22 protein-coding genes are annotated in these 25,623 nt (G+C 74.1%); 18 read left to right on the top strand and 4 right to left on the bottom strand.

Features of this window, described 5'->3' with window-relative positions; all coding sequences use genetic code 11:
• Positions 1 to 124 precede the first annotated feature (124 nt).
• From AB0L45_RS26310 to AB0L45_RS26265, 10 genes are all read left to right on the top strand, one after another.
• The gene (locus AB0L45_RS26310) at positions 125 to 1,387 is read left to right on the top strand and encodes an FAD-dependent oxidoreductase (protein ID WP_365844017.1); all 1,263 of its coding nucleotides are present in this window, start codon (positions 125 to 127) and stop codon (positions 1,385 to 1,387) included.
• Positions 1,375 to 3,171, top strand: a complete 1,797-nt coding sequence (locus tag AB0L45_RS26305; RefSeq protein WP_365844015.1) for an FAD-dependent oxidoreductase — start codon at positions 1,375 to 1,377, stop codon at positions 3,169 to 3,171. Before AB0L45_RS26310 ends, AB0L45_RS26305 begins: the two co-directional genes overlap by 13 nt.
• Positions 3,168 to 4,169 carry a dihydrodipicolinate synthase family protein gene (locus AB0L45_RS26300; RefSeq protein WP_365844013.1) on the top strand — a complete coding sequence of 334 codons (1,002 nt, stop codon included), beginning with the start codon at positions 3,168 to 3,170 and terminating at the stop codon, positions 4,167 to 4,169. Before AB0L45_RS26305 ends, AB0L45_RS26300 begins: the two co-directional genes overlap by 4 nt.
• Entirely contained in the window at positions 4,166 to 5,251 is a 1,086-nt protein-coding gene (locus AB0L45_RS26295) for a proline racemase family protein (RefSeq protein ID WP_365844011.1), read from the top strand. The genes AB0L45_RS26300 and AB0L45_RS26295 overlap by 4 nt, the downstream gene beginning before the upstream one ends.
• A gap of 93 nt (positions 5,252 to 5,344) precedes the next feature.
• Complete coding sequence (locus AB0L45_RS26290; RefSeq protein ID WP_365844009.1) at positions 5,345 to 5,881, top strand: hypothetical protein; 537 nt, start codon at positions 5,345 to 5,347, stop codon at positions 5,879 to 5,881.
• A gap of 159 nt (positions 5,882 to 6,040) precedes the next feature.
• Positions 6,041 to 7,699: a urocanate hydratase gene (gene hutU, locus AB0L45_RS26285; RefSeq protein ID WP_365844007.1), complete on the top strand. Its 1,659-nt coding sequence runs from the start codon at positions 6,041 to 6,043 to the stop codon at positions 7,697 to 7,699.
• A gap of 278 nt (positions 7,700 to 7,977) precedes the next feature.
• Positions 7,978 to 9,213: an allantoate amidohydrolase gene (locus tag AB0L45_RS26280; protein ID WP_365844195.1), complete on the top strand. Its 1,236-nt coding sequence runs from the start codon at positions 7,978 to 7,980 to the stop codon at positions 9,211 to 9,213.
• Positions 9,214 to 9,287: 74 nt separating this feature from the next.
• Entirely contained in the window at positions 9,288 to 10,613 is a 1,326-nt protein-coding gene (locus AB0L45_RS26275; protein ID WP_365844193.1) for a formimidoylglutamate deiminase, read from the top strand.
• Between the two features lie 29 nt (positions 10,614 to 10,642).
• Positions 10,643 to 11,848 (top strand): imidazolonepropionase, encoded by a 1,206-nt coding sequence (gene hutI / locus AB0L45_RS26270; RefSeq protein WP_365844005.1) that lies wholly within the window; start codon positions 10,643 to 10,645, stop codon positions 11,846 to 11,848.
• Positions 11,849 to 12,009: 161 nt separating this feature from the next.
• On the top strand, positions 12,010 to 12,444 hold the full coding sequence (locus AB0L45_RS26265; RefSeq protein WP_365844003.1) for a hypothetical protein: 435 nt from the start codon (positions 12,010 to 12,012) through the stop codon (positions 12,442 to 12,444).
• Between the two features lie 72 nt (positions 12,445 to 12,516).
• On the opposite strand, the gene AB0L45_RS26260 is transcribed toward AB0L45_RS26265, so the two are convergent.
• Together AB0L45_RS26260 and AB0L45_RS26255 are read right to left on the bottom strand one after the other, a co-directional pair.
• A complete protein-coding gene (locus AB0L45_RS26260; RefSeq protein ID WP_365844001.1) occupies positions 12,517 to 13,167 on the bottom strand; it encodes a response regulator transcription factor in 651 nt (216 codons plus the stop codon).
• Positions 13,164 to 14,426, bottom strand: a complete 1,263-nt coding sequence (locus AB0L45_RS26255) for a histidine kinase (protein ID WP_365843999.1) — start codon at positions 14,424 to 14,426, stop codon at positions 13,164 to 13,166. The genes AB0L45_RS26260 and AB0L45_RS26255 overlap by 4 nt, the downstream gene beginning before the upstream one ends.
• Positions 14,427 to 14,614: 188 nt before the next feature.
• On the opposite strand from AB0L45_RS26255, the gene AB0L45_RS26250 reads away from it, so the two are divergent.
• On the top strand, positions 14,615 to 15,271 hold the full coding sequence (locus AB0L45_RS26250; protein WP_365843997.1) for a methyltransferase domain-containing protein: 657 nt from the start codon (positions 14,615 to 14,617) through the stop codon (positions 15,269 to 15,271).
• 136 nt (positions 15,272 to 15,407) lie between these two features.
• Here AB0L45_RS26250 and AB0L45_RS26245 read toward each other — a convergent pair whose 3' ends face one another.
• On the bottom strand, positions 15,408 to 16,415 hold the full coding sequence (locus AB0L45_RS26245) for an RNA polymerase sigma factor SigF (RefSeq protein ID WP_365843995.1): 1,008 nt from the start codon (positions 16,413 to 16,415) through the stop codon (positions 15,408 to 15,410).
• A 261-nt stretch (positions 16,416 to 16,676) separates the two neighbouring features.
• Between AB0L45_RS26245 and AB0L45_RS26240 the strand changes: the two genes are divergently transcribed.
• The 6 genes from AB0L45_RS26240 to AB0L45_RS26215 all read left to right on the top strand — a co-directional run bounded on the left by AB0L45_RS26240 (position 16,677) and on the right by AB0L45_RS26215 (position 22,719).
• A complete protein-coding gene (locus tag AB0L45_RS26240) occupies positions 16,677 to 17,045 on the top strand; it encodes an STAS domain-containing protein (protein WP_365843993.1) in 369 nt (122 codons plus the stop codon).
• A 181-nt stretch (positions 17,046 to 17,226) separates the two neighbouring features.
• Positions 17,227 to 17,724, top strand: a complete 498-nt coding sequence (locus tag AB0L45_RS26235; RefSeq protein WP_365843991.1) for an ATP-binding protein — start codon at positions 17,227 to 17,229, stop codon at positions 17,722 to 17,724.
• Between the two features lie 457 nt (positions 17,725 to 18,181).
• Positions 18,182 to 18,985, top strand: coding sequence for an LPXTG cell wall anchor domain-containing protein (locus tag AB0L45_RS26230; RefSeq protein ID WP_365843989.1), 804 nt, complete (start codon positions 18,182 to 18,184; stop codon positions 18,983 to 18,985).
• 127 nt (positions 18,986 to 19,112) lie between these two features.
• Positions 19,113 to 20,051: a hypothetical protein gene (locus AB0L45_RS26225; protein ID WP_365843987.1), complete on the top strand. Its 939-nt coding sequence runs from the start codon at positions 19,113 to 19,115 to the stop codon at positions 20,049 to 20,051.
• Positions 20,052 to 20,161: 110 nt separating this feature from the next.
• The gene (locus AB0L45_RS26220; protein WP_365843985.1) at positions 20,162 to 21,259 is read left to right on the top strand and encodes a hypothetical protein; all 1,098 of its coding nucleotides are present in this window, start codon (positions 20,162 to 20,164) and stop codon (positions 21,257 to 21,259) included.
• A 53-nt stretch (positions 21,260 to 21,312) separates the two neighbouring features.
• Positions 21,313 to 22,719, top strand: coding sequence for a hypothetical protein (locus AB0L45_RS26215; protein WP_365844191.1), 1,407 nt, complete (start codon positions 21,313 to 21,315; stop codon positions 22,717 to 22,719).
• 130 nt (positions 22,720 to 22,849) lie between these two features.
• On the opposite strand, the gene AB0L45_RS26210 is transcribed toward AB0L45_RS26215, so the two are convergent.
• Positions 22,850 to 24,379 (bottom strand): oligopeptide:H+ symporter, encoded by a 1,530-nt coding sequence (locus AB0L45_RS26210; RefSeq protein WP_365843983.1) that lies wholly within the window; start codon positions 24,377 to 24,379, stop codon positions 22,850 to 22,852.
• A 520-nt stretch (positions 24,380 to 24,899) separates the two neighbouring features.
• Between AB0L45_RS26210 and AB0L45_RS26205 the strand changes: the two genes are divergently transcribed.
• The gene (locus tag AB0L45_RS26205) at positions 24,900 to 25,580 is read left to right on the top strand and encodes a response regulator transcription factor (RefSeq protein WP_365843981.1); all 681 of its coding nucleotides are present in this window, start codon (positions 24,900 to 24,902) and stop codon (positions 25,578 to 25,580) included.
• Positions 25,581 to 25,623: the final 43 nt, after the last annotated feature.

Here is a 25,623-nt window from a genome sequence, read left to right as displayed (position 1 = left end):
CATCTGCCCGCCGTGGCCGCCATCGATCGCCGCGCCCGCAGGCGGTGTTGACCTCCCCGGCACGCGGCAATAACGTCACGGCGCTCTCACGAGGGGCCCCTTTCCCGGAACGGTGGTGCGCCGCATGCGATACCGGCACGTCCAGGCGAGACCGGCGGCGCGGCCATGGCCCGCGCGGCTGCCCCGGCCCCCGTACCCCGACGTGATCGTGGTCGGCAGCGGCATCGTCGGCGCGGCCTGCGCCGAGGCCCTCACCCGGCGCGGCCTACGGGTCACCGTCCTGGACCGCGCGCCGCTCGCCTCCGGCACGACGGCGCACGGCGAGGGCAACCTCCTGGTCTCCGACAAGCCGCCAGGACCCGAACTGGAGCTGGCGCTGGCCTCCTCGGCCCGCTGGCCCCGGCTGCTCGCGGAGCTGGACGCGGCGGAAGGCAAGCGCGGCGGGCTCACCGAGCGGTGCGAGTACGAGACGAAGGGCGGCCTGGTCGTCGCCCTCGGAGAGGCGGGCGCGCGGGCCCTGGCCGGTTTCGCCGCCGCCCAGCGGGCCGCCGGGGTCACCGCCCATGAGGTCGGACCGGACGGCATGCACGCCTACGAGCCGCACCTCGCCCCGGACGTCCGGGGCGCCGTCCACTACCCGCAGGACGCCCAGGTCCAGCCGGTCGCGGCGGCCGGCGCGCTGCTCGCGGCCGTGCGGCGCCGCGGCGGCACGCTGTGCGCCGGCGTGCGGGCGCTGGGCGTCGAGCGCGGCGCGGACGGGCGGGTGACGGCGCTGCGCACCTCGGCCGGGACGCTGCCGTGCGGTGCGGTCGTCAACGCCTGCGGGCCGTGGGCGGGCCGGTTCGCGCGGGAGGCCGGCGCGCCGCTGCCGGTCGCACCGCGCCGGGGCCTGGTGCTGGTCACCGCGCCGCTGCCGCCGGGCACGGTCCGGCACAAGGTGTACGACGCGGACTATGTGGGGGCCGTCGGCAGCGGTGCCGCGGACCTGCGGACCTCGGCGGTCGTCGAAGCGACGCGGGGCGGCACGGTGCTCATCGGCTCCAGCCGGGAGCGGGCCGGTTTCCAGGAACGTTTCCGCGCCGCTGTCCTGCGCGAACTCGCCCGCAAGGCGGTGGCGTTGTTCCCGGTGCTGGGCCACGTCCCGGTGATCCGCGCGTACGGCGGCTTCCGCCCGTACACCCCCGACCACCTCCCGGTCATCGGCCCCGACCCGCGCCTGCCGGGCCTGTGGCACGCGACCGGCCACGAAGGCGCGGGCATCGGACTGGCACCGGCCACCGGCGAACTCCTCGCCCAGCTGTACGCGGGCGAACGGCCGCTCGTCGACCCGCGGCCGTACCGGGTGGCGCGGCCGGGACTGGCGGAGGAGGCGCGGTGTTCCGCGTGACGGTGGACGGCGCCGAACGGTGGGCGCGGCCCGGGCAGACGGCCGCCTCGGTACTGCTGGACGCGGGGCGCGCCGCCTGGCGGACCACGCGCGGCGGCCGGCCGCGCGGAGTCTTCTGCGGGATCGGCGTCTGCCACGACTGCCTGGTGGTCGTGAACGGCGTACCGGACGTACGGGCGTGCCGGCGTGCGGTCCGGGAGGGCGACCGCATCGAGACGCAGGAGGGGGCGCGGCTGCCGTGCCTTCCGGCGGCGCCCGCCGCCCCGGCCCCGGCGCGTGACGTGACGGTCCCGGTGGTCGTCGTGGGCGCCGGGCCCGCGGGCATGGCGGCGGCGCTCGCGGCGGCCGGGGCCGGGGCGCGGGTGGTGCTGGTGGACGACGGGGAGCGGCCCGGCGGGCAGTTCCACCGGCAGGCGGCGGACGGCCCGGCGCGGGGTGCGGCGGTGCGGGCCGTACAGGAGCATCCGCGCGTCGAGTGGCTGGCGGGGTGCACGGTCTGGGCGCTGGAACCGGGTGGTGGCCCGTCCCCGGGCGCTCAGGCCGGTACGGACGCGGGCTGGACCGTGCACGTCCTCCAAGGCCCCGCCGACGCCCCCGCCCGTACGGCCCGCACCCTGCGCACCGCCGCGCTCGTCCTGTGCACCGGCGCGTACGACCGGGCCCTGCCGTTCCCCGGCTGGGACCTGCCGGGCGTCGTCACGGCGGGCGCGGCCCAGGCCCTCGCCAAGGGGCAGCGGACGGCGATCGGCCGCCGCGTGGTGGTCTCCGGCACCGGACCGTTCCTGCTGCCGGTCGCGTCGTCGCTGCTCACCGTGGGCGCGCGGGTCCTCGGGGTGTACGAGGCGGGGTCGCCCGCCGGCTGGCTGCGCGCGCCCGTGGCCGCGGTCCGCGACGGACACGCCAAGCTGCCCGAACTCCTCGGGTACGCCGCCGGGCTGGCGCGGCACCGCGTCCCCTACCGGACCCGCCGCGCGGTCGTGGCCGCGCACGGACGGGACCGCGTCGAGGCCGTGACGGTGGCCCGCCTCGCCCCCGACTGGCGCGTCGTGCCCGGCACCGCACACCGCGTCGAGGACGTGGACGCGGTCTGCGTCGGCTACGGCTTCACCCCGCAACTGGAACTCGCCCTCGCCGCCGGCTGCGCCCTGCGCGACCGCACCTGGGTCGCGGTGGACGCCCGGCAGCAGACCTCCGTCCCCGGCGTGTACGCGGCGGGCGAGCCCACCGGCATCGGCGGCGCGGCACTCGCCGCGGCGGAGGGCGAGCTGGCGGGACTGGCGGCGGCCCGCTGGGCAGGGCCGGCCGAGGCCGCGGTGCCGGCCGGCGTGGCGGGGCGCGCCGCGGCCGCCCGGCGGCGGGTCCTCGCGGGCCGCCGCTTCGCCCGGCTGCTCGCCGCGGCCCACCCCGTACGCGACGGGTGGCACACCTGGCTCGGCGAGGACACGCTCGTCTGCCGTTGCGAGGAGGTCCCGTACCGGGTGCTCCGTACGGCGGCGGGGGAGCCTGGCGCGGACGCCGCGCAGGACCCGCACGGGCCGCCGGCGGACGGCATGTGCACGTTCAAGCTCGCCACCCGCGTCGGCCTGGGCCCCTGCCAGGGCCGGATCTGCGCCCGTAACGCGGCCGCGCTGTGCGGCCCGAGCACCCTGCCCGACCCGCAGACGGCCGACCGGCGCCCGATCGCCCAGCCGGTCCGCCTCGCGGACCTGGCCGCACCCGGCCCCGGGCCCCGAGACCGCAGCGCTCCCGACCCCGCCGAACCGTACCGAGAGGACCCGTCATGACGGATCACGCGACGCCGCAGTCCCGTACGTCCCACCCGTCCCCCACGTCCCGTACGTCCGGCACCGCCGCCTCCCGAGCGCCCCTGACCGGCGTCATCGTCGCCACGACCCTCCCCTACGCCGAGGACCGCACCGCCCCCGCCGGGCTCCGGCCCGACCTCGACCGGTACGCCGAGCACTGCCGCTGGCTCGTCGACAGCGGCTGCCACGGGGTCGGGCCGAACGGGTCGCTCGGCGAGTACTCCTCGCTCACCGACGACGAACGGCGCGCGGTGGCCCGGACGGCCGTCACGGCGGTGGGGCGGGACGCGCTGGTCGTCGTGGGGGTGCACGGGGTCGGCTCGCACCAGGCGCGGCACTGGGCGGAGCTGGCGGCCGAGGACGGCGCGGACGGCGTGCTCTGCCTGCCGCCCACCCTCTACCGGGCCAACACCGCAGAGATCGTGCAGCACTTCGAGGAGGTCGCGGCGGCCGGCCTGCCGGTGATGGTCTACAACAACCCGCTCGACACCAAGGTCGACCTGACCCCGGAGACGCTGCGCGAGGTCGCCGCGATCGACGGGGTGGTGGCCGTCAAGGAGTTCTCGGGCGACATCCGGCGGGTGCTGCACATCAAGGAGCAGGCGCCCGGCCTGGACGTGGTGGCGGGCGCCGACGACCTGGTGCTGGAGGCGCTGCTGATGGGCGCCACCGGCTGGTTCGCCGGCTTCCCCAACGTCTTCCCCGCCGAGTCCGTACGCCTCTACGAGCTGGCGCGGGCGGGCCGGGTGGCCGAGGCGCGGGAGCTGTACGAACCGCTGGTCGCCGCGTTCCGGTGGGACTCGCGCACCGAGTTCGTCCAGGCGATCAAGCGCGGGATGGACCTGGTGGGCCGGTACGGCGGGCCCTGCCGGCCGCCGCGCGGACCGCTGCTGCCCGAGCAGCGGCGGCAGCTGGACGCGGACATGCGCGGGGCCGTCCAGGCGCTGGAGATCTGGGCGAAAGCGTCCGGGCGATGACCCCCGACGGTATGGCGGAGGACCGCGGCGGGGCGGCGGCGGGCGCGAGTGGCGGCGCGGCCCCGTTCGCCGCCCGCGCCGTGCACACCTTCACCGCCGTGGACTCGCACACCGAAGGCATGCCGACGCGCGTCATCACGGACGGCGTCGGCACCCTCCCCGGCGCGACCATGGCCGACCGCCGCCGGTACTTCGTCGAACACCTCGACCACCTCCGCCAGTTGCTGGTCAACGAACCGCGCGGGCACGCCGCGATGAGCGGGGCGATCCTGCAACCGCCCACCCGCCCCGACGCCGACTGGGGCGTTGTCTACATCGAGGTCTCCGGGTGCCTGCCGATGTGCGGGCACGGCACGATCGGTGTCGCGACGGTGCTGGTCGAGACGGGCCTGGTGGAGGTCACCGAACCCGTCACGACCGTACGGCTGGACACCCCGGCCGGACTGGTGGCGGCCCGCGTCGCGGTGCGCGACGGCCGCGCCGAGCACGTCACCCTGCACAACGTCCCCTCGTACGCGCACGAACTCGACGCCGTGGTCAAGGTCCCCGGCTTCGGCGAGGTCCGCTACGACCTGGCGTACGGCGGCAACTTCTACGCGATCACCCCGCTCGCCGCGCTCGGCATCCCGTTCGCCGCCGCCCACCTGGACGACATCATCGCGGCGGGCCTGGCCGTGCTGGCCGCGCTCGGCGAACGTGACCGGCCCGTCCACCCCGCCGACCCGGCCATCTCCGGCTGCCGCCACGTCCAGTTCACGGCCCCCGGGACGCCGGGCCCGGACGGCTCGGACTCCCGTAACGCCATGGTCATCCACCCCGGCTGGCTCGACCGCTCGCCCTGCGGCACCGGCACCAGCGCCCGCATGGCGCAGCTCCACGCACGCGGCGCACTCCCGCTGCACCGACCGTTCGTCAACGAGTCCCTGATCGGCACCCGCTTCACGGGGCACCTGGTGGGCACGGAGCGGGTCGGCGGGCGGACGGCGGTGGTGCCGACGGTCACCGGGCGGGCGTGGATCACCGGTACGGCCCGGTACGTCCTCGACCCGACCGACCCGTTCCCGCGGGGGTTCGTGCTGTAAAGGTGGTGCGGCCACGTACACGCGAAGAGGAAGCCGGGCACAGTGTTGCTGAAGAGAACGGCAGGGACAGGCCGGGGGCGCGGACCGCGGGGGGTGCGGCTTCTCGCCGTACCGCTCGCGGTGCTGGCGCTGCATGCCGGTACGGGGGCGGCCGTGGCGCGGCCCCACCTCGACGGGGGCACGGCAGCAGGCGCTCCGGCCGCCGCTCCCGCCGTCCGGATCACCGAGGGCCAGGTCCGGGAGGCGGCTCCCGGTGGCACGCTGCTCTATCCGAGCGTGACCAGCTGTCTGACCGTGACGGTCCGCCTCGCGGACGGCGGCCTGGCCGGTGCGCACGCCAGCCTGTTCCAGGTGCCGGGGGAGTACCGCTCCGACCGCATCCTCGGCGCCCTGCGGGACCGGGTGGGCGGCCGGGACGTGACCGCGGTGGAGGTCAGGGGCGCGGTCGGCGCCTGGCTGCCCGGCTATTTCACCAGGGCGATCGAGAGTTACGGGGACGGGGAAGCCGTGCCGTACCCGACGGAACCCGATCCCGGGGGCCTGGCGGCGGCGGTGGCGGACGGCCTGGGGCAGCCGCGCGCGAAGGTCACGGTGACGGACGTGCCGGACGGCGACCAGACGGTGCGCTGAGGGCGCGGCCGCAGGCTCGGGGCGGCGTGCGGCCCGCCCCGACCTGTTGACTAGCCCTATTCAACGCCCCAAGATGTGAATAGCTCGATCCAGATGCCGTGCGTGTCCTTCGCGCGCATCGCTCGATCCACTCGCATCGACGTCAGGGAGGCACGGCCCATGTCAGGACCGCGACCCGTGCGGGCACCGCGCGGTACGGAACTGAGCGCCCGGGGATGGCAGCAGGAAGCCGCGCTGCGCATGCTGCAGAACAATCTCGACCCGGAGGTCGCCGAGCACCCGGACCAGCTCGTCGTCTACGGCGGCACCGGCAAGGCCGCCCGCGACTGGCGCTCCTTCGACGCGATGGTGCGCACGCTGACCACGCTCAAGCAGGACGAGACGATGCTCGTCCAGTCCGGCCGGCCGGTCGGCGTCATGCAGACGCACGAGTGGGCGCCGCGGGTGCTGATCGCCAACTCCAACCTGGTGGGCGACTGGGCCAACTGGGAGGAGTTCCGGCGCCTGGAGGCCCTCGGCCTGACCATGTACGGGCAGATGACCGCCGGTTCGTGGATCTACATCGGCACCCAGGGCATCCTCCAGGGCACGTACGAGACGTTCGCCGCCGTCGCCGCGAAGAAGTTCAACGGCACGCTCGCCGGGACCATCACCCTCACCGCCGGACTCGGCGGCATGGGCGGCGCCCAGCCGCTCGCCGTCACGATGAACGACGGCGTCGCGATCTGCATCGACTGCGACCCGCGCGCCATCGAGCGGCGCATCGAACACCGCTACCTGGACGTGAAGGCGGACAGCCTCCAGCACGCCCTCCAGCTCGCCGTCGAAGCCCGTGACCAGCGCAAACCGCTCTCCATCGGCCTGCTCGGCAACGCCGCGGACCTGCTGCCGCAGCTGCTCGCCGACGGCGCGCCCATCGACATCGTCACCGACCAGACCTCCGCCCACGACCCCCTCGCCTACCTCCCGACCGGCGTGGACTTCGCGGACATGGCCACCTACGCGGCCGAGCAGCCCGCCGACTTCACCCGCCGGGCCCGCGAGTCGATGGCCCGGCACGTGGAGGCCATGGTCGGCTTCATGGACGCCGGCGCCGAGGTCTTCGACTACGGCAACTCCATCCGCGGCGAGGCCGAACTCGCCGGGTACAAGCGCGCCTTCGCCTTCCCCGGCTTCGTGCCCGCCTACATCCGGCCGCTGTTCGCCGAGGGCAAGGGCCCGTTCCGCTGGGCCGCGCTGTCCGGCGACCCCAAGGACATCGCCGCCACCGACCGGGCGATCCTGGACCTCTTCCCGGAGAACGAGTCCCTCGCCCGGTGGATCAAGCTGGCCGGCGAGCGGGTGCACTTCCAGGGCCTGCCCGCCCGGATCTGCTGGCTCGGCTACGGCGAGCGCGACAAGGCGGGCGAGCGCTTCAACGACATGGTCGCCGACGGCACCCTCCGGGCGCCGCTGGCCATCGGCCGCGACCACCTGGACTGCGGCTCGGTGGCCTCCCCGTACCGGGAGACCGAGGCGATGCTCGACGGGTCCGACGCCATCGCCGACTGGCCGCTGCTCAACGCCATGGTCAACGTCGCCTCCGGCGCCTCCTGGGTCTCCCTGCACCACGGCGGCGGCGTCGGCATGGGCCGCTCGATCCACGCCGGGCAGGTCACGGTCGCCGACGGCACCCCGCTGGCGGGCGAGAAGATCCGCCGGGTGCTGACCAACGACCCGGGCATGGGCGTCATCCGCCACGTCGACGCCGGATACGAGCGCGCCGACGAGGTGGCCGCCGAGCGCGGCGTACGCATCCCGATGCGGGAGGGCGAGTGACCCCGTCGTACGACGGCCCGGCGGCGGACGCTGCCGGGCCGGGCACGGGCGGGCCGGGCACGGGCGGGCCGGTGAGCGGGCCGGGCACGGGCGCGGCGGGCACGGGCGGTTCCGCGAGCGGTTCGGGCGCGGGCGGCCTGGCAAGCGGGCCGGTGAGCGGTCCGGCGGGTGCGGCCGGGCCGGGTACGGCGGGCGCGGGCGTGGCCGGTGCGGATGTGGCCGGTGCGGGCGCGGCCGGTGCGGGCGCGGCCGGTCCCGGTGTGCCGTCCTTCCACGAGATGTGGCGGGACCTCGCGCCCATCGGCCGCCACACCGGCACCGGCGGCTACCGCCGCTTCGCCTGGACCGGCGCGGACGCCGACTGCCGGGCCTGGTTCGAAGCCCAGGCCCGCACCCGCGGACTCGCCTACGAGCAGGACCGCAACGGCAACCAGTGGGCCTGGCTCGGTGCCGCGTCCGCCGCGGACGTGGCCCCCGGCGAAGCCGTCGTCACCGGCTCCCACCTGGACTCCGTCCCGGACGGCGGCGCCTTCGACGGCCCGCTCGGCGTCGTCTCCGCCTTCGCCGCGCTCGACGAACTCCGCCGCCGGGGCGCCGCCCCCGCCAAGCCGCTGGCGATCGTCAACTTCGGCGACGAGGAAGGCGCCCGCTTCGGCCTGGCCTGCGTCGGCTCCCGGCTGAGCGCCGGACAGCTCACCGTCGAGGCGGCCCACCAGCTGCGGGACGGTGACGGCGTGACGCTGCCGCAGGCCATGGAGCGGGCCGGCCACGACCCGGACGCCATCGGCCCGGACCCCGACCGGCTGTCCCGCATCGGCGCGTTCGTCGAACTCCACGTCGAACAGGGCCGTGCCCTCGACCTGACCGGCGACCCCGTGGGCATCGCCTCCGCCATCTGGCCGCACGGCCGCTGGCGGTTCGACTTCCACGGCGAGGCCAACCACGCCGGCACCACCCGCCTGGCCGACCGCCGCGACCCGATGCTCACCTACGCGGCGACCGTGCTCGCCGCCCGCGAGAGCGCCGAACTGGCCGGCGCGCTGGCCACCTTCGGCAAGGTCAGCGTCGAGCCGAACGGCGTCAACGCCATCCCGTCGCTGGTCCGCGGCTGGCTGGACTCCCGCGCCGCCGACCAGGAGACGCTGGACACCGTCATCGCCACCGTGGAGCGGGCGGCCGCCGAGCGCGGCGCGCGCGACGGCGTCGACGTCCGCGTCACCCGGGAATCGTTCACCCCCGTCATCGAGTTCGGGCACGCGCTGCGGGACGAGCTGGCCAAGATCCTCACCCGGACGGCGGACCACCGCCCGGGTGGCGCTCGCGAGGTGCCCGTGCTGGGCACCGGCGCCGGACACGACGCGGGTATTCTGTCCGCCTCCGTCCCCACCGCCATGCTGTTCGTACGCAACCCCACCGGCGTCTCCCACTCACCCGCCGAACGCGCGGCCGAGGACGACTGCCTCGCCGGGGTGACCGCACTCGCCGACGTACTGGAGGGCCTGGCGTGCCGCTGACGCCACAGGAAGCCGAGCCGACCCCGCACCCCGCAGACGACGGGCCGGGGCCGGCCGCCCCGAAGACGTACTGGCTGGAACACGCCTGGCTCGGCACCCACGTCGAGCCGGGCGTGGCCCTGGACGTGGACCCGGCCGACGGCCGCATCAGCGCCGTACGGACCGAGGTCCCCGCGCCGCCGCCCGGCGCCGTCCCGCTGCGCGGCCTGACGCTCCCCGGCCTCGCCAACGCCCACTCGCACGCCTTCCACCGCGCCCTGCGCGGCACCGTCCAGGTCGGCTCCGGCACCTTCTGGACCTGGCGCGAAGTGATGTACCAGGTCGCCTCCCAGCTCACCCCCGACTCCTACTACGCCCTCGCGCGGGCCGTCTACGCGGAGATGGCGCTGACCGGCATCACCTGCGTCGGCGAATTCCACTACCTCCACCACGGCCCGGGCGGCACCCGCTACGCCGACCCCAACGCGATGGGCGAGGCGCTGATCGCCGCCGCCGACGAGGCGGGCATCCGCATCACCCTGCTCGACACCGCCTACCTCTCCGCCGGCTTCGGTGCCGCGCCCAACCACCACCAGCTGCGCTTCTCCGACGGCACGGCCGACGCCTGGGCCGAACGCGCCGCCGCCCTGAAGGACGGCCGCCCGCACGCCCGCATCGGCGCCGCCGTGCACTCCGTACGCGCCGTACCCGCCGACCAGCTGAGCACCGTCGCGGAGTGGGCCGGCCGCCGGGAGGCGCCGCTGCACGTCCACCTCTCCGAACAGACCGCCGAGAACGACGCCTGCCGCGAGGCGCACGGCTGCACCCCCACCGAACTGCTCGCCACCCACGGCGTCCTGGGCCGCCGCACCACCGCCGTGCACGCCACCCACCTCACCGGCGAGGACGTCCGGCTGCTGGGCGCCGCCACCACCGGCGTGTGCATGTGCCCCACCACCGAACGCGACCTCGCCGACGGCATCGGCCCCGCGGTCCAGCTCCAGGCCGCCGGCAGCCCCCTGTCGCTCGGCAGCGACAGCCACGCCGTCATCGACCTCTTCGAAGAGGCCCGCGCGATGGAGCTGGACGAACGGCTGCGCACCCGCACCCGCGGCCACTGGACCGCCAACGCCCTGCTGCGCGCCGCGACCGCCGACGGCCACGCCGCGCTGGGCTGGGACGAGGCGGGCACCATCGAGCGCGGCGCGCTCGCCGACCTCACCACGCTCGCGCTGGACTCCGTACGCACCGCGGGCCCGCTGCCCCGGCTGGGCGCCGAGACGGCCGTATTCGCCGCCTCCGGGGCTGATGTACGCCACACGGTCGTCGGCGGCCGTCAGATCGTCCGCGACGGAGTCCACACGCTCGTGCCCGACGTCCCCACCGCACTGGCCGAGGCCATCGCGGCCGTACGCGGCTGAGGCCGCGGCCGAAGGAGAGCACCCCCACGATGAACACCGGCACCACGGCCGCGGAGCGCGCCGCGAACAGCCGCACCACCGCCATCACCCACATCGCCTCTCTCGTCACCAACGACCCCTCCCTCGGCGAAGGCCCCCTCGGTCTGATCCAGGACGCGGCCGTCGTCTTCGACGGCGACCGCGTCGCCTGGGTCGGTACGACAAGCAAAGCACCCGCCACTGACAGTCACGTCGACGCCGGCGGCCGCGCCGCGCTCCCGGGCTTCGTCGACTCCCACTCCCACCTGGTCTTCGGCGGCGACCGAACGGCCGAGTTCAACGCCCGGATGTCCGGCCGCGCCTACTCCGCCGGCGGCATCCGCACCACCGTCGCCGCCACCCGCGCCGCCACCGACGGGGAACTGCACGCCAACGTCGCGAAGTACCTCGCCGAGGCGCTGCGCCAGGGCACCACGACCCTGGAGACCAAGTCCGGCTACGGCCTGACCGTCGAGGACGAGGCCCGCGCCCTGCGCATCGCCGCCGCCCACACCGACGAGGTCACCTTCCTCGGCGCGCACATCGTCTCCCCCGACTACGCCGACGACCCGGCCGGTTACGTCGACCTCGTCACCGGCCCGATGCTGGACGCCTGCGCCCCGCACGCCCGCTGGATCGACGTCTTCTGCGAACAGGGCGCCTTCGACGGTGACCAGGCCCGTACGATCCTGACCGCGGGCAAGGCCAAGGGCCTGCTCCCGCGCGTGCACGCCAACCAGCTCCACCACGGCCCCGGTGTCCAGCTCGCCGTCGAACTCGACGCCGCCTCCGCCGACCACTGCACCCACCTGGACGCCGCCGACATCGACGCCCTCGCCAACAGCGCGACCGTCGCCACGCTGCTGCCCGGCGCCGAGTTCTCCACCCGCGCGCAGTGGCCGGACGCGCGCCCCCTGCTCGACGCGGGCGCCACCGTCGCGCTGTCCACCGACTGCAACCCCGGCTCGTCCTTCACCAGCTCGATGCCCTTCTGCATCGCGCTGGCCGTACGGGACATGAAGATGACCCCCGACGAGGCCGTCTGGTCCGCCACCGCGGGCGGCGCCGCCGCCCTGCGCCGTACCGACATCGGCCGCCTCACCCCCGGTGCCCGCGCCGACCTGGCCCTCCTCGACGCGCCCTCCCACGTCCACCTGGCCTACCGTCCGGGCGTACCGCTCGTCTCCCAGGTCTGGCACCGGGGCGTACGTATCTGAGCATCCGGCGACTTGGGCATATTTCAGTACCGCATCGTACGGAGATCACGTAATGTCCGGACTCCGAAACGAACAACTGTCGCAGTCGCCCGCACAGTCGGGGAGCCACCGGCTCCCTCCGTGCACGACCAGGGGGACCGCGCGGGGGGGAAGGAACCCACATGAAGTCGACCCGTCTGAAGGCCCGCGTCGCCGGCACCGCGGCGGCCGTCGCCGTCCTCGGCGGCGCCGCCCTGGCCACGGCGCCGACCGCCGCGGCGAAGGCCAACGTCATCTCGATCGAGCGGGCGCAGCTGCGTGCCGGCGCGCTGAGCGTCACCGTGAAGTACTCCTGCGACACCGGTCTCGCGTGGAACCTGGTCAGCAAGATGTCCAAGGTGGACCAGGAGGAGGACCCCACGTCGCTGGCGACCGCCACCGTCGCGTCCGACAAGATCATCTGCGACTACCAGACCCGCGTCCTCAAGCTGAAGCTGCAGCCGACCAAGGGCTCGCACTTCGTGAAGGGCGACGAGGTGAAGGTCAGCGCCGACTACGTGGCGCCGGGCGAGCAGGAGAACGGCGAGCCCTTCACCGTGATCACCACGGTGCTGTGAACACGCACTGAGTGAGCGGGGCCGGGCCCCGGGACCACGCCGGTCCCGGAGCCCGGCCCCTTTCCGTTCCCGTCACCCCGCCACCCCCGCCTCCCGCGCGCACAGCGCCGCCTGCACCCGGTTGCCCACCTCCAGCGCCGCCAGAATGCGGCTGACGTGGGCCTTGACCGTGCTCTCCCGCATGGCGAGCGCCCCCGCGATCTCCGCGTTCGACGCGCCGTCGGCGAGCAGGGCCAGGACCTCGGTCTCGCGGGGCGTCAGGCGCGCGACGCGGGCGCGGGCCTCCGGGGTGCCGTGGGTGGCCGTGCGGTGGTAACGGTCGATCAGGCGGCGGGCGGCCGTGGGGTGCAGCATGGCCTGGCCCTCGGCCACGACCCGTACGGCACGGATGATCTCCGCCGGGTCGGTGTCCTTGAGCAGGAAGCCCGCGGCGCCCGCGGTGAGCGCGTCGTACACGTACTGATCGAGGTCGAAGGTGGTCAGCACCACGACCTCCGGCGGATGCGGCAGCCGGCGCAGCCGTTCGGTGGCGGCGATGCCGTCCAGGCGCGGCATACGGATGTCCATCAGCGCCACGTCGACGCGGTGGGCGCGGGCCAGTTCGACGGCTTCGGCGCCGTCCGCCGCCTCGGCCACGACCGTGATGCCGGGACTGTCGCCCAGGATGTCCGTCAACGCGAGCCGGACCAGGCCGTCGTCGTCCGCGACCAGTGTGCGGATCATGTCGCTCCCGTCGTCGGCGCATCCGGCCCGGGCGCCGTCGGTACGGTGGCGGCGACGCGCCAACCGCCGTCCCGCGCCGGGCCGTACTCCAGGGTGCCGCCCAGGGCGGACATCCGCTCGGTCAGGCCGATCAGACCGTAACCGCTGGTCACGCCGGTCACCGGCGGCTCCGCTCCCGCGGGGGCCGCCGCGTTGCGCACCTCGACGGCGGTCTCGTGCGGCCCGTACCGCACCGTCACCCGCACCGGCGCTCCCGGCGCGTGCTTACGGGCGTTGGTCAGCGCCTCCTGGACGAGCCGGTGGACGGCCAGGCGCCGGCCGGCGGGCAGACCCCGGCCGTCCCCCTCGATGCCGGCCTCGATCCGCTGGCCGGCGGCGCGGGCCTCGTCCAGGAGGGCGGGCAGCTCCCGCAGCCCCGGCACCCGGGAGGCGCCCGCCGCGGCCTGCTCCGGACGGCCGGACCGCTCTCCCGGCCCCGGCTGCCCGGGCCGCTCTTCGGTGTCGCGCAGCGCGCCCAGTACGTCCCGCAGGTCACCGAGCGCCTCGGTGGAGGCGGTGCGCAACAGCGCGAGCCGGTCCGCGACCGGCGCGGGCAGCCGGTCGGCACGCCGCTGGAGCGCGCCGGCGTGCAGGGCGAGAACGGTCAGCCGGTGGGCGAGGACGTCGTGCATCTCGGCGGCGATGCGGGCGCGTTCGGTGAGCCGGGCCTGCTCGGCGCGGAGTTCGTGCTCCACCCGCAGCTGCTCGACGCGCCCGGCGAGCGCGGCTTCCAGGCGCCGCCGGCCGCTGGTCCAGAGCCCCAGCGCGAGCACGATGCCCAACGGGAACAGCGGACCGTACGAACGGCTCACCCACAGGCTCTGCGGCGGCTGCACGAGCGCGTTCCCCGCCAGGGCCACGGCCGCGGCCGCGAAAGGGACCACCAGACGCCCGTGAGCGACCAGGTGGAAGAGCACGACCAGCAGCGGCAGCACCATGCCCAGCCCGGCGGCCAGGGCGACCGTGCAGACCAGTGCGGCCTCCGGACGGCGGTAGCGCAGCGCCACCGACAGGGCCCCGGCGACGGCCAGGGCGACCTCCGGGCTCAGCACGGTCCCGCCCGCGCTGATGTACGCCTCCTGCCCGGCCTCCTGCGCGACGGCGGCCAGCAGCAGCGCCTCGGCCCACCAGGGCCAGCCGCGCTCCGTCCGCGCCAGGCCGAAGGAGCCAGGGGGCGTGATCCCCGGCTTCGCTCCGGCCCGTTTCGTCACCTTCGGCACGCGATGAGCATAGGGCGGCAGCAGCGCACGCACATTCGTCTCACGGCGGTGTTCACCCCCTACTTTCGTACGGGGTGCCCCTCGCACAACGGCCGATGGACCGCGCCCCGCCGCTTTCTAGCGTCACCGTCATGAAGGCGACACCAGCTCCCGAGACACCAGCTCCCACGACAGAGCCCCCCGCTCCCGTGGCCCCCGCAGCCCCCACCGGCCCCGCGCGCTTCCTGCGCGAGGCGGCCCGCACCCCGCACACCACAGGCGCCGTGGCGCCCAGCAGCCCGTGGCTGGCCGCACAGCTGGCCGCGCCGCTCGCCCGGGAGGTACGGCACTCCGGACGGCCGGTGGCCGTACTGGAAGCGGGCGCGGGCACCGGCCCGGTCACCCGGACGCTCGCCGGGCTGCTGCGGGACGCCGATCACCTGGACGTGGTCGAGATCAACACCCGCTTCGTGGCGGTGCTGAACGGGGCGCTGCGCACGGACGCCACCCTGGCCGCGGCAGCCGGCCGGATACGGATCCTCCCGGGCTCGATCACCGAGGTCCCTCTGGACCGCCGCTACGACGCGGTCGTCTCCGGCCTGCCGTTCACCAACTTCGAGCCGGCACAGGTCCGTACGATCCTGGACCGCTACCTGTCCGTGCTCCGGCCGGGCGGCCACCTGACCTACTTCGCCTACCTCGGCACCGCCGCCGCCCGCTCGCTGGTGGCCGGCCGCTCCGAAGCGGCCCGGCACCGCGCCGTGGCCGGGGTGCTGGCCGAGTACGGGAGGCGGTACGGGCAGGGGCGCAGCACGGTGTGGCGCAATCTGCCGCCGGCGTACGTGCACCACCTGCGCGCCCCGTGACACCCGGCGGCCCCGTACGGACACGGGGCCCCGGCGGCAAAGGAGGGCCCGTCCCGAGTGTCCGGGGCAGGCCCTCTTCCGCGCGGGCGGGTGCCGGGGTGTCAGGCCGGCCGCGACCGCGGAGTGTTCGCCGGTCTCACTCCTCGACCATCAGCCCCTTGCGGAGCTTGACGAGCGTGCGCGACAGCAGGCGCGACACGTGCATCTGGGAGATGTTCAGCTCCTCGCCGATCTCCGACTGCGTCATGTTGGCGACGAAGCGCAGCGAGAGGATCTTGCGGTCGCGCGGGGGCAGCTCGGCGATCAGCGGCTTGAGCGACTCGACGTACTCGATGCCTTCGAGACCGTGGTCCTCGTAGCCGATGCGGTCGGCCAGCGCGCCCTCGCTGTCGTCCTCCTCCGGCTGGGCGTCCAGCGAGCTGGCCGTGTAGGCGTTGCTCGCGGCCATGCCCTCGACGACCTCGTCGTTGGTGATGCCGAGGCGTTCGGCGAGCTCGCTCACCGTCGGGGAACGGTCCAGCTTCTGCGCCAGTTCGTCGCCGGCCTTGGCCAGGTCCAGGCGGAGTTCCTGCAGGCGCCTGGGCACCCGTACGGACCAGCTGGTGTCACGGAAGAAACGCTTGATCTCGCCGACGATGGTCGGCATGGCGAACGTCGGGAACTCGACGCCGCGGCTGAGTTCGAAGCGGTCGATCGCCTTGATCAGGCCGATGGTGCCGACCTGGACGATGTCCTCCATGGGCTCGCTGCGGGAGCGGAACCGGGAGGCCGCGAACTTCACCAGCGCGAGGTTGAGTTCGACCAGGGTGTTGCGGACGTACGCGAATTCGTGGGTGCCTTCCTCCAGCGACTCCAGTCGCTCGAAGAGGGTCTTGGACAGGGCCCGCGCGTCCACCGGCCCCACCTCGGCGTACGGGGGGATCTCGGGCAGCCCGTCGAGCTCGGGGATTCCCGCCGCGTCCGGTGCGGACGATTCAGATGTGATCTGCGGGGAATGAGTCGTTCGGGACGGGTCGGGCAGGGCGGCCTCGGACAGGACGGCCTCGGTGAGAGCGGCCTCTGCGAGGGTGGTCTCTGGCAAGGGAGTCGACGACGCGGTCTCCGTGGTGTCTTCGGTGCGCAATTCGTCGAGCCGGGGTGACATGTTGTCCTCCATCGTTCTCGGCATATGGCTGCCGATGCCTCTACGCGAAGCTGCGGTGTGCGGCGCCTCCAAAGCCGGCCGTTTCGAATGTGTCCTTACTACGCCTACCTGGCTTTGCTGGAAGATGGCAAGTGCGTGTTGTCCGGGTTTGCAGCCAATTACGTACTGTTCGGCTACCAGTCGCGTGGAGAGAAGGCGTAGTGTTCGGTCAGCGCAGTCGTAAGCAATCGGACGCCGAGACAGCAAGAGGGGTGCACACGCATGGACCGCGGGACGGTCGGCAGTGCCAGTCGGGGACGGCTCAATGTCGCGATCCGGCATCAGGGTGCCAGCGCGATCGTGACCGTCGCGGGTGAGCTGGATCACCACACCGCGGACCTGTTGCGGGAATCACTCGAGGGGTGCGTCGCGGACGGCTTCGCGCGACTGGTCGTCGACTGCTCGCAACTGGAGTTCATGGACTCCACCGGCCTGAACGTACTGCTCGGTGCCCGCCTGAAGGCGGAGGCCGAGGGGGGCGGAGTGCATCTGGCCGGAATGCAACCGGTGGTGGCGCGGGTCTTCGAGATCACTGGCGCGGACGCGGTGTTCACCGTGCACGACTCCCTCGACAAGGCTCTCGCCGACTGACGGTGGCGGCGCAGGCGGTGCACTACGGGGGGTTCTTCCCGTGCGCGTTGCCCGCGTCACAACATCCGTACCCAAGAAGTGGGTGTTCTCACGGTCCCGTCGGGCAGGAGACATCTGAATCTGTTGAATCTGTCAGGTAACCGCTATCCGTGAAATGGCGAATCGGTGAGGTGAAGCGCTGATGAGCACCACCCGGCCGTACCCGCCGGGCGACCTCGGCCCGGAGCCGGGCAACGCCGGCGCTCCCTCCGCCTCCCCGGCCGTCCCGGCCGGCCAGATCCGCAGGCTGCGCCTGGCGGGTGTGCAGGGAGCCGTCGCGCGAGCCCGCGACTTCGCCCGGCAGGCCCTCCATGACTGGGGCTGGCTCCCGGCTGCCGGCGCCGACCAGCGGGCGGCCGCCGAGGACGTCCTGCTCGTGGTCTCCGAGCTGGTCACCAACGCCTGCCTGCACGCGGAGGGGCCCGAGGAGCTCCGGCTGCGCAGCAACGCCAAGGTGCTGCGCCTCGAAGTCACCGACCTCGGCGCGGGCTCGCCCGCACCCCGCACCCCCCACCGGGCGGGGCGGCCCGGCGGACACGGCATGTTCATCGTGCAGCGCCTGTGTCTGGACTGGGGGGTCGTACGCAACCCCGACGGCACGGGCAAGACCGTGTGGGCGGAGCTCGCAGCTCCCTCTTAGGGCCCCTGGGCGGGGGCCCTCGTTCGCGCCGGGGGCGGTGGCGGCGTGCGGTGTGTGGTGCGCCGCGCGCTGGGGCCGGGTCGGGGCCGGGAACCGGGCCGGCGCGACTCCGTAGCCGTAGGTGAAAGGCCCGGGACGCACGGTGGCGATCTGCTCGTACGGGCCTTGACGGACGTTTCCGTACGGTGACCGGGCGGATGGCTCATCAGCGGCTCCGGCGCGTACGTGTCCACCCGCCTCCGTAGTCCAGGCACGCGCCCCCTGCGCCTCGTACGTCCCGTACGCCCCTCCCCCTCCGCCCTCCGCTCTCCCCGCCTTCCCCTGGCGTCCCGCGCCGCACGGATCCGGCCTGTTCTGTGACTTCCCTCGGCAAGGTCCCCGGCGTACCTTGAGCCACCGATCTGATGTGCCGTCAGTAACATCGGGCGGCGCTCACCCGCGGGAAGGGGAACTCAAGGTGGCCCGCTCCTACGAACAGCACGCCGCGCGCCCCCGCCGCCGCGCGGCCGGCCTGGCCGCGGCCGTGGCGCTGACGGCGGGGTCCGCGGTCCTGCTCGACGCGCCGGCCGCCCGGGCCGACGTCGTGGACGTCAACTACCAGTGCAGAACACCGATCGGGAACAAGGGCGCGGTCTCGCCCATCGACATCAGGAGCACACGGAGCGGCAGCGCGTACAAGCTCGTGATGTCCTTCCGGAAGGGCGTCTCCTCCAGCCCCGTCGAACTGGGCGCGGGCGCCATGAAACCGAGCGCGCTCATCAAGCTGGGCGGCGCGGAGAGCGGCACCGTGCCCGTGTCCGGGCCGCCCAACGACCGGGCGATCCCCGCCAACACACCCATCAAGATCAGTGACCTGAGCGGGACCTACACGCCCAAGGCGAGCGGCAAGGTCACGTTCACCGCCTCCACACTCACCATCAAGGCCCTCGGTACGACCACCACCTGCACCCCCGCCAACAACCCGAAGCCGTCGCTCACCCTGGACGTCAAGGGCTCGGGCGGCACGGGCAGTTCGGGCGGAACGAGCGGTTCCGGCGGAGCGAGCGGTTCCGGCAGTACGGGCGGCAACGGCTCCGACGCGGGCGCCACGGGCGGCTCCGGGAGCAGCACCGGGGGATCGGCGGGCACCTCCGGCAGCGGCGAACTGCCGCAGACCGGCCCGGCCGACTCCGCCGTCGCCCTCGGCACCCTCGGCGGCACGGTCCTCCTCGCCGGCGCGGCAGGCGTCCTCTGGCTCACGCGACGCCATCAGCGCGCCTAGACCTGGCCCCGTAAGGCCCCGCACGGAGCCGCACGGAGCCGCACGGAGCCGCGCCGGAGACCGGCCCCGTACGGAACACCCCGCACGCGTACGAGCACAGCACCTGCACCAGCCCCAGGAGCCGCCGATGCCGTCCCGTACCCGCTCGGTGGTCCCGGGCGCCGTGCTCGCCGCCGTCGCGCTGCTGAGCCCGTCCGGGGCGTACGCCGCGCCCGCCCCGGACGGGGGCCGGTGGACCGCCGCGCCCGCCTCCGGCGGCGGGGCCCGGCCGAGCGCCCAGGACCGCCCGTACTTCTACCTGGAGGGCGCGCCCGGCGCCGTCCTGGAGGACAGGCTCGCGCTCACCAACCCCGGGGGCAGTGCGGTGACGTTCCGCCTGCACGGCGGGCCGTCCCGGTCCGGTGGCTGGATCGCGACGGCGGGCAAGGAGGTACGGGTGCCGCCGCGGACCCGTGCGGACGTGCCCTTCACCGTGACCGTCCCCCGGGACGTGGCCCCCGGCGACCACCCGGCCGCGCTCGTCGCCGAAGGGGGCGGCCGGACGGCCGCGGTCCCGGTGCACCTGCGGGTGACCGGGCCCGCGCTCGCCGCGCTGAGTGTCGAGGAGGTGTCCGTGGAGCGCCGGGGGAGCGCGGCGGTCATCCGGTACGTGCTGGTCAACCGCGGCAACACCACGCTCACGCCACGGCTCGCGGTCGACGCCGACGGGCTCTTCGGCCCGGCCCTGCACCGCGCCGCGCGCCCCCTCGCCGTCACGCTGCCACCGGGCCGCCGGGTTCCGCTGACCGAGCCGTGGCCCGATCCGCCCGCGCTGGACCCGGTGGACGTACGGCTGACCGTCACCGCCGCGGGCGGCGCGCGGGGGACGGCGGAAGCGGCCTTCACGCCGGTGCCGTGGGGCGCCGCCGCAGTGCCCCCCGCGGGATTGCTGGCGGGCGCGGCCCTGTGGCGCGTACGGCGCCGGAGGCGGGCCGCGGGGCCTCGGCCGGGGGAGCGGAGGACGGAGCCGGAGACAGGGACGCACACGGCCCCTGAGGCGGCCGCACGGGCGGGGGCGCGGTCGTGAGGGGCGCGGGCGGGCGGAACGGCGGGCGCGTAGGGGGCGGCGGGTACGTGTGGGGCGGCGGGAAGGCGAGGCGCCCGGGTCTCTTGCGCCTCTCTGGGCTCCTGCACCTCATGAGCCTTCTCAGCCTCTCCCTCCTCCTGCTCCTCCCCACAACCACCCTCCCGGCCTCGGCCGCTCCCCAGGCGGCCCCCGCCCCCCGCATCCAGCTGTCCGCCCAGGAGGCGGGTAAGGGCGGCACCCTCACCGTGACCGGGCGCGGCTGGCGCCCCAGGACGCTGCTCACCCTGCTGATCTGCGGGCAGAACATGATCGGCGGTACCAACGCCTGCGCCAACGGCGACGGCCGGGCCGTGACCACCGGCCCGGACGGCTCCTTCCGCAAGGACCTCCCGGTCGCCGAGCCGCCCGAGCCCTGCCCGTGCGTCGTGCACGCCGCCACCGTGACGGGCGCGCCCGCCACCGCCGACGCCCCGTTCACGGTGGCCGGGCACCCGGTCGCGCCGCTGCCCCGCGAGGAGGCGGGCGGGCGGCTGAGCGTCCTGGCCCCGCCCCGCCTGGAGGGCTCCGGCAACCTGCTGACCTGGTTCGGCGCGCCGCCGCAGCGACGGCTCGTGATCACCGTGGGCAACGTCGGTACCACCCCCGCGAAGGACCCGGTCTTCGAGGTCGGCACCTCCCACGGGGTCTTCGCCCCGCAGTGGGAGGAGCGGCAGTGGCAGGGGACCGTGCCCGCCGGGCGCAGACAGCGCATCGAACTGCCGGTGGAGCTGCCCGCCGGGGCGCACGGTGACTACCTCGTCGCGCTGAAGTACGGCGGCAAGGTGCTCGCCGAACAGCCGTGGGGCGTCGGCCGGCCGTGGGGCGTGACGCTGTTCTGGGTCCTGCTGTGTGCCGTCGTGCCGGCCGCCGTGTTCCGTATCGGCATGGCGGTCGTCGACCGGGTCCGGCCGCGCCCGGGTGCGGCCCGTACGAAACGGCGTACGGGGGCCAGGGCCGTACCGCGGGCTCCCCGGCGTACGGCAGCCGCCGGACGGCACCGCGGCACCCGCGCCCCCGCGCCCCGCGCGGAGCCCGCCGCGGGCCCGGCCGGGCCCGCGGCCCAGGACGGCGACACCGCCGCCACCCTTCCGTGGTTCACCCCGGACACCGCACCGTCCGCCACCACCGCACCACCCACCGACCCGCCGACATCGAGAGGTTCCACGTGATGTGCCACGTGACGAGCAAGCGCAGGAGAGCGGGCGCGGGCGGCTTCGCCCTGGTGCTCGCGGGTGCGGGCCTATGGGCGGCCGCCGGGCCGGCCCGGGCCGCGGAGACGGCGTACCGGACCGAGTGCGTACCGCCGCCGATCTCGGGCCTGCCCGCGATCCAGGGCACCACGAAGGTGGAGGTGAGTGCGCCCGCGACGGCGAAGGTCGGTGACGAGGTCGAGGTGGTGTGGCGGACGGTGGAGGCCGCGTCCAAGAACCCCGACATCCTCGACCTGGACGAGGACACCGTGCAGCCCAGCGGAAAGATCAAGGTGGGCGGCGCGCAGAGCGGCGAGCTGAGCGTCCAGGGGCCGCGGCAGAATCCGCCGATCCCCAAGAACAGCCCGATGAAGCTCTCGGACATGAAGGGCACCCTGAAGCTGGAGAAGCCCGGCGAGGTCACCCTCGCGCCCGGTTTCTACCACATCAACGTCAACAAGCCGATCTCCACCGACACGAAGTGCACTCCGAAGGAGGACGTGAAGCCGGCCGCCACGATCAAGGTGACGGACGGCGGCGGCTCCGGCGGCGGTACGGGAGGCGGCGCGAGCGGCGGCAGCGGCACGGGCGGCAGCGACACCGGCGGGATCGCAGGGGGCAGCACCGTCGGCTCCACGGGCGGCGGCAGCGCCGGCGGCAGTACGACCGGCGGCGGTACGGGCGGCTCGGACACCGGAGGTACGGCCGGCGGAGGTACGGCCGGCTCCTCCGGCGGCGGAGGCGACCCCGACGGCACCTCCTACCAGGGCAAGCAGGTCCAGGTCCCGTACGCCTGCAAGACCCCCATCGGCGACAAGAAGGCCACCTCGCCGGTGCAGATCGACGCCGTCAAGAAGGGCGGCGGCTACGGCCTGACGGTGAAGTTCGCCACGTCGGTGATGGACAGCCCGGCGGACATCCCGGCGGGCGCGGTCAAGCCGTCCATGGACGTCCGGGTCGGCGGCGCCGACAAGGGCACCGTCACGGCCGAGGGCCCGGCCAACGCGGAACCCGTCAAGTCCGGACAGCCGATCGCGATCCCCGACCTGAAGGGCACCTACACACCGGGCGCGACCGGCAAGGCGACGCTGACGCCGGGCGTCCTGACCGTACGTGCCCTGGGTACGACCACGACCTGCACCCCGGAGAAGGACCCGGGCGTCTCCCTCGCCCTGGACACCACGGCCCAGCAGGGCGGCACCGGCGGCGCGTCCGGCGGCGGCTCGTCGGCGGGCGGGACCACCGGCGGCGGCTCGTCGGCAGGCGGTACGACCGGCGGCACCGGCCCGGCGAGCGCGGGCGGCACCTCCGGCGGCCTCGCCGAAACCGGCGCCGGCGACCACGGCGCCCTGCGCGCCCTGGCCCTCGCCGCGGGCACGGCGCTCCTGCTGGGCGGCGCGGTCTTCACCTTCACACCGCGGCGGCGCTTGCGGCGCTGATGACCGGGGAACCGAAGGGGTACGGCACCTCGGTGCCGTACCCCTTCGGCCGAGCGGTGGGGGTTTCAAAGCTGAGGGCCTCGGCGCGAGACACGCACCAAGGCCCTCCGGCGAACGAGCGGGCGCGCCGCTAGCGCACGTCGCCCATCTGCTCGTTGATCCGCTTGCGGTTCATGAAGATCGCCACACCGGCCAGCGTGGCGATCGCGGCTTCCCCGACCAGCACGCCGATGCCGCTGAGGTCGGCCCCGGCGATGCCCAGAAGGCTGATGACGCTGTCACCGGCGGTGTTGGCGAGGAACCAGATGCCCATCATCTGGCTGGCGTACTTCGCCGGGGCCAGCTTCGTGGTCACCGACAGGCCCACCGGGGAGAGGCACAGTTCACCCATGGTCTGCATGCCGTACATCGTGATCAGCCACATCGGGCTGACCTTGTCGCCGCCGGCCGACATCAGCATCGGGATGACGAAGAAGAAGTACGAGGCACCGATGGCGATCATCGCCATCGCGAACTTCACCGTGGTGCTCGGCTCCTTCTGGCGCCGGGCCAGCGAGAGCCACGCGGAGGCGAAGATCGGGGCCAGGATGAGCACCCACAGCGGGTTGACGGACTGCAGGAACGTCGACGGGTAGGCCCAGCCGAAGATCGAGTTCTGGGTGTTCTTCTCGGCGAACAGGCTGAGCGTCGAGCCCGCCTGGTCGAAGATCATCCAGAAGGCCGCGGCCGAGACGAAGAACCACAGGTAGCTGCTGACCTTGCCCTGCTCGGACGACGTCAGCTCCTTGTCCCGCTTGATGCGGAACAGCACCGCGAACGGGATGGCGATGCCGATGACGCCGATCGGGATCAGCGCCCAGTTGATCGTGAAGTGGCCGGTGGCCACGACGATGCCGTAGAAGACGACGGCGATGCCGGCCCACAGCAGGGCCTTGCGCAGCCAGCTGTTGCGCTCCTCGACCGACAGCGGCGTCGGCACCTGGCTGCTCTTCGGGTCCAGGTGCTTGGTGCCGAGCAGGAACAGGATCAGACCCAGTGCCATGCCGACCGCGGCGAGCCCGAAGCCCAGGTGCCAGTTGATGCTCTGGCCGACCCAGCCGAAGATCAGCGGGGCGGCCAGCGACCCGATGTTGATGCTCATGTAGAAGACGGTGAAACCACCGTCCCGGCGCGGGTCCTGCGGGCCGTTGTAGAGGTGCCCGACCATCGTGGAGATGTTGGACTTCAGCAGGCCCGAGCCGCAGGCGACCAGGGCGAGACCTATGAAGAACATCAGCTGGCCGGGGATGGCGAGCACGAGGTGGCCCGCCACGACGACGGACGCGCCGATGGCGACCGTCTTACGGGGGCCCCAGACCCGGTCGCCGAACCAGCCGCCGGGCATCGCGAGCAGGTAGACCATGGCCATGTACACGGCATAGATCGCACTCGCGGTCGCCGCGGTCATGGCCAGGCCGCCGCCTTGCGAGCCGGCCTCGGCCTCCGGACCACCGGAGATCAGGTACAGGACGAGCAGCGCCCTCATGCCGTAGAAGCTGAACCGCTCCCACATCTCGGTCATGAAGAGGGTGGCCAGTCCGCGGGGGTGGCCGAAGAAGGTTTTGCCGTCGCTGACAGGGTTCCCCTGCGCGCCGGCGTCCTTCGTCAGGCTGGACGCCATGGTGCTTCCTAGGTGTGCTCGGGACGCGTGGGAGACCGCAGCGCGCCCGGGTCGGCTGACCGGCACCGGCGTCACGTTGCCCGCCCCCACGTCCTCGGGGGACCGACCCCACGGGAAGAGGAATCGGCAGGACAGTCGTGACACCGGGATCCACGCCCCCGTACTGCTCGCGCGGTGGACCCGGTCGACAGGTCATTCACTGTGCAGCAGGACTGGTGGTTCCAGCCCTGCACACAACAGGGACCGATGACGTCTCTTGAGAGTCATGGTCCCGAGGCTGTGCTACGGACGTTGGGACACCATACGTCCAGCAACCGCACCGATGGGGCGAGTGAGACAACGGTCACATGATCAACCGGGAACCGTACCGGGGGTTGCACCCGCGCCGTCCGCCGTACCCCGTGATCACCCGCCGGCCGCGAGCGGGCCGCCGGCGCGCCGTCCGCGGGACGTTTTCCGGCCACCTCCGGGCGCACCGGGTCCGGCCCGTGGAGGTAAGTCCTGGGACTACCATCGGCCCATGACCCGTGTACTGCTCGCCGAGGATGACGCGTCCATCTCGGAGCCGCTCGCCCGCGCCCTGCGCCGCGAGGGTTACGAAGTCGAGGTGCGCGAGGACGGCCCCACGGCGCTCGACGCCGGTCTGCAGGGCAACATCGACCTGGTCGTCCTCGACCTGGGACTGCCCGGGATGGACGGCCTGGAGGTCGCCCGCCGGCTGCGCAACGAAGGCCACTCCTTCCCCATCCTCGTGCTCACCGCCCGCGCCGACGAGGTCGACACCGTGGTCGGCCTGGACGCCGGAGCCGACGATTACGTCACCAAGCCCTTCCGGCTCGCCGAACTGCTCGCCCGCGTCCGCGCCCTGCTGCGCCGCGGTTCGTCCGCCGAGCCGCAGCAGCCGCCCGCGACACACGGCGTACGGATCGACGTCGAGTCGCACCGCGCCTGGATGGGCGACGACGAACTCCAGCTCACCGCCAAGGAGTTCGACCTGCTGCGGGTGCTGGTGCGGGACGCCGGCCGGGTCGTCACCCGCGACCAGCTGATGCGCGAGGTCTGGGACACCACCTGGTGGTCGTCCACGAAGACGCTGGACATGCACATCTCCTGGCTCCGCAAGAAGCTCGGCGACGATGCGGCCAACCCGCGCTACATCGCCACCGTGCGGGGCGTCGGCTTCCGCTTCGAGAAGAGCTGAGCACCTGTGCCGGGGCCCGGGCACAGGTTCTGAAGCTCGCCGC

Source organism: Streptomyces sp. NPDC052496 (assembly GCF_040679095.1).
In the GTDB taxonomy this organism is placed as follows: Bacteria; Actinomycetota; Actinomycetes; order Streptomycetales; family Streptomycetaceae; genus Streptomyces.
The sequence above is the reverse complement of the archived record's forward strand: the minus strand, read 5'-3'. Positions and strand labels throughout refer to the sequence as shown.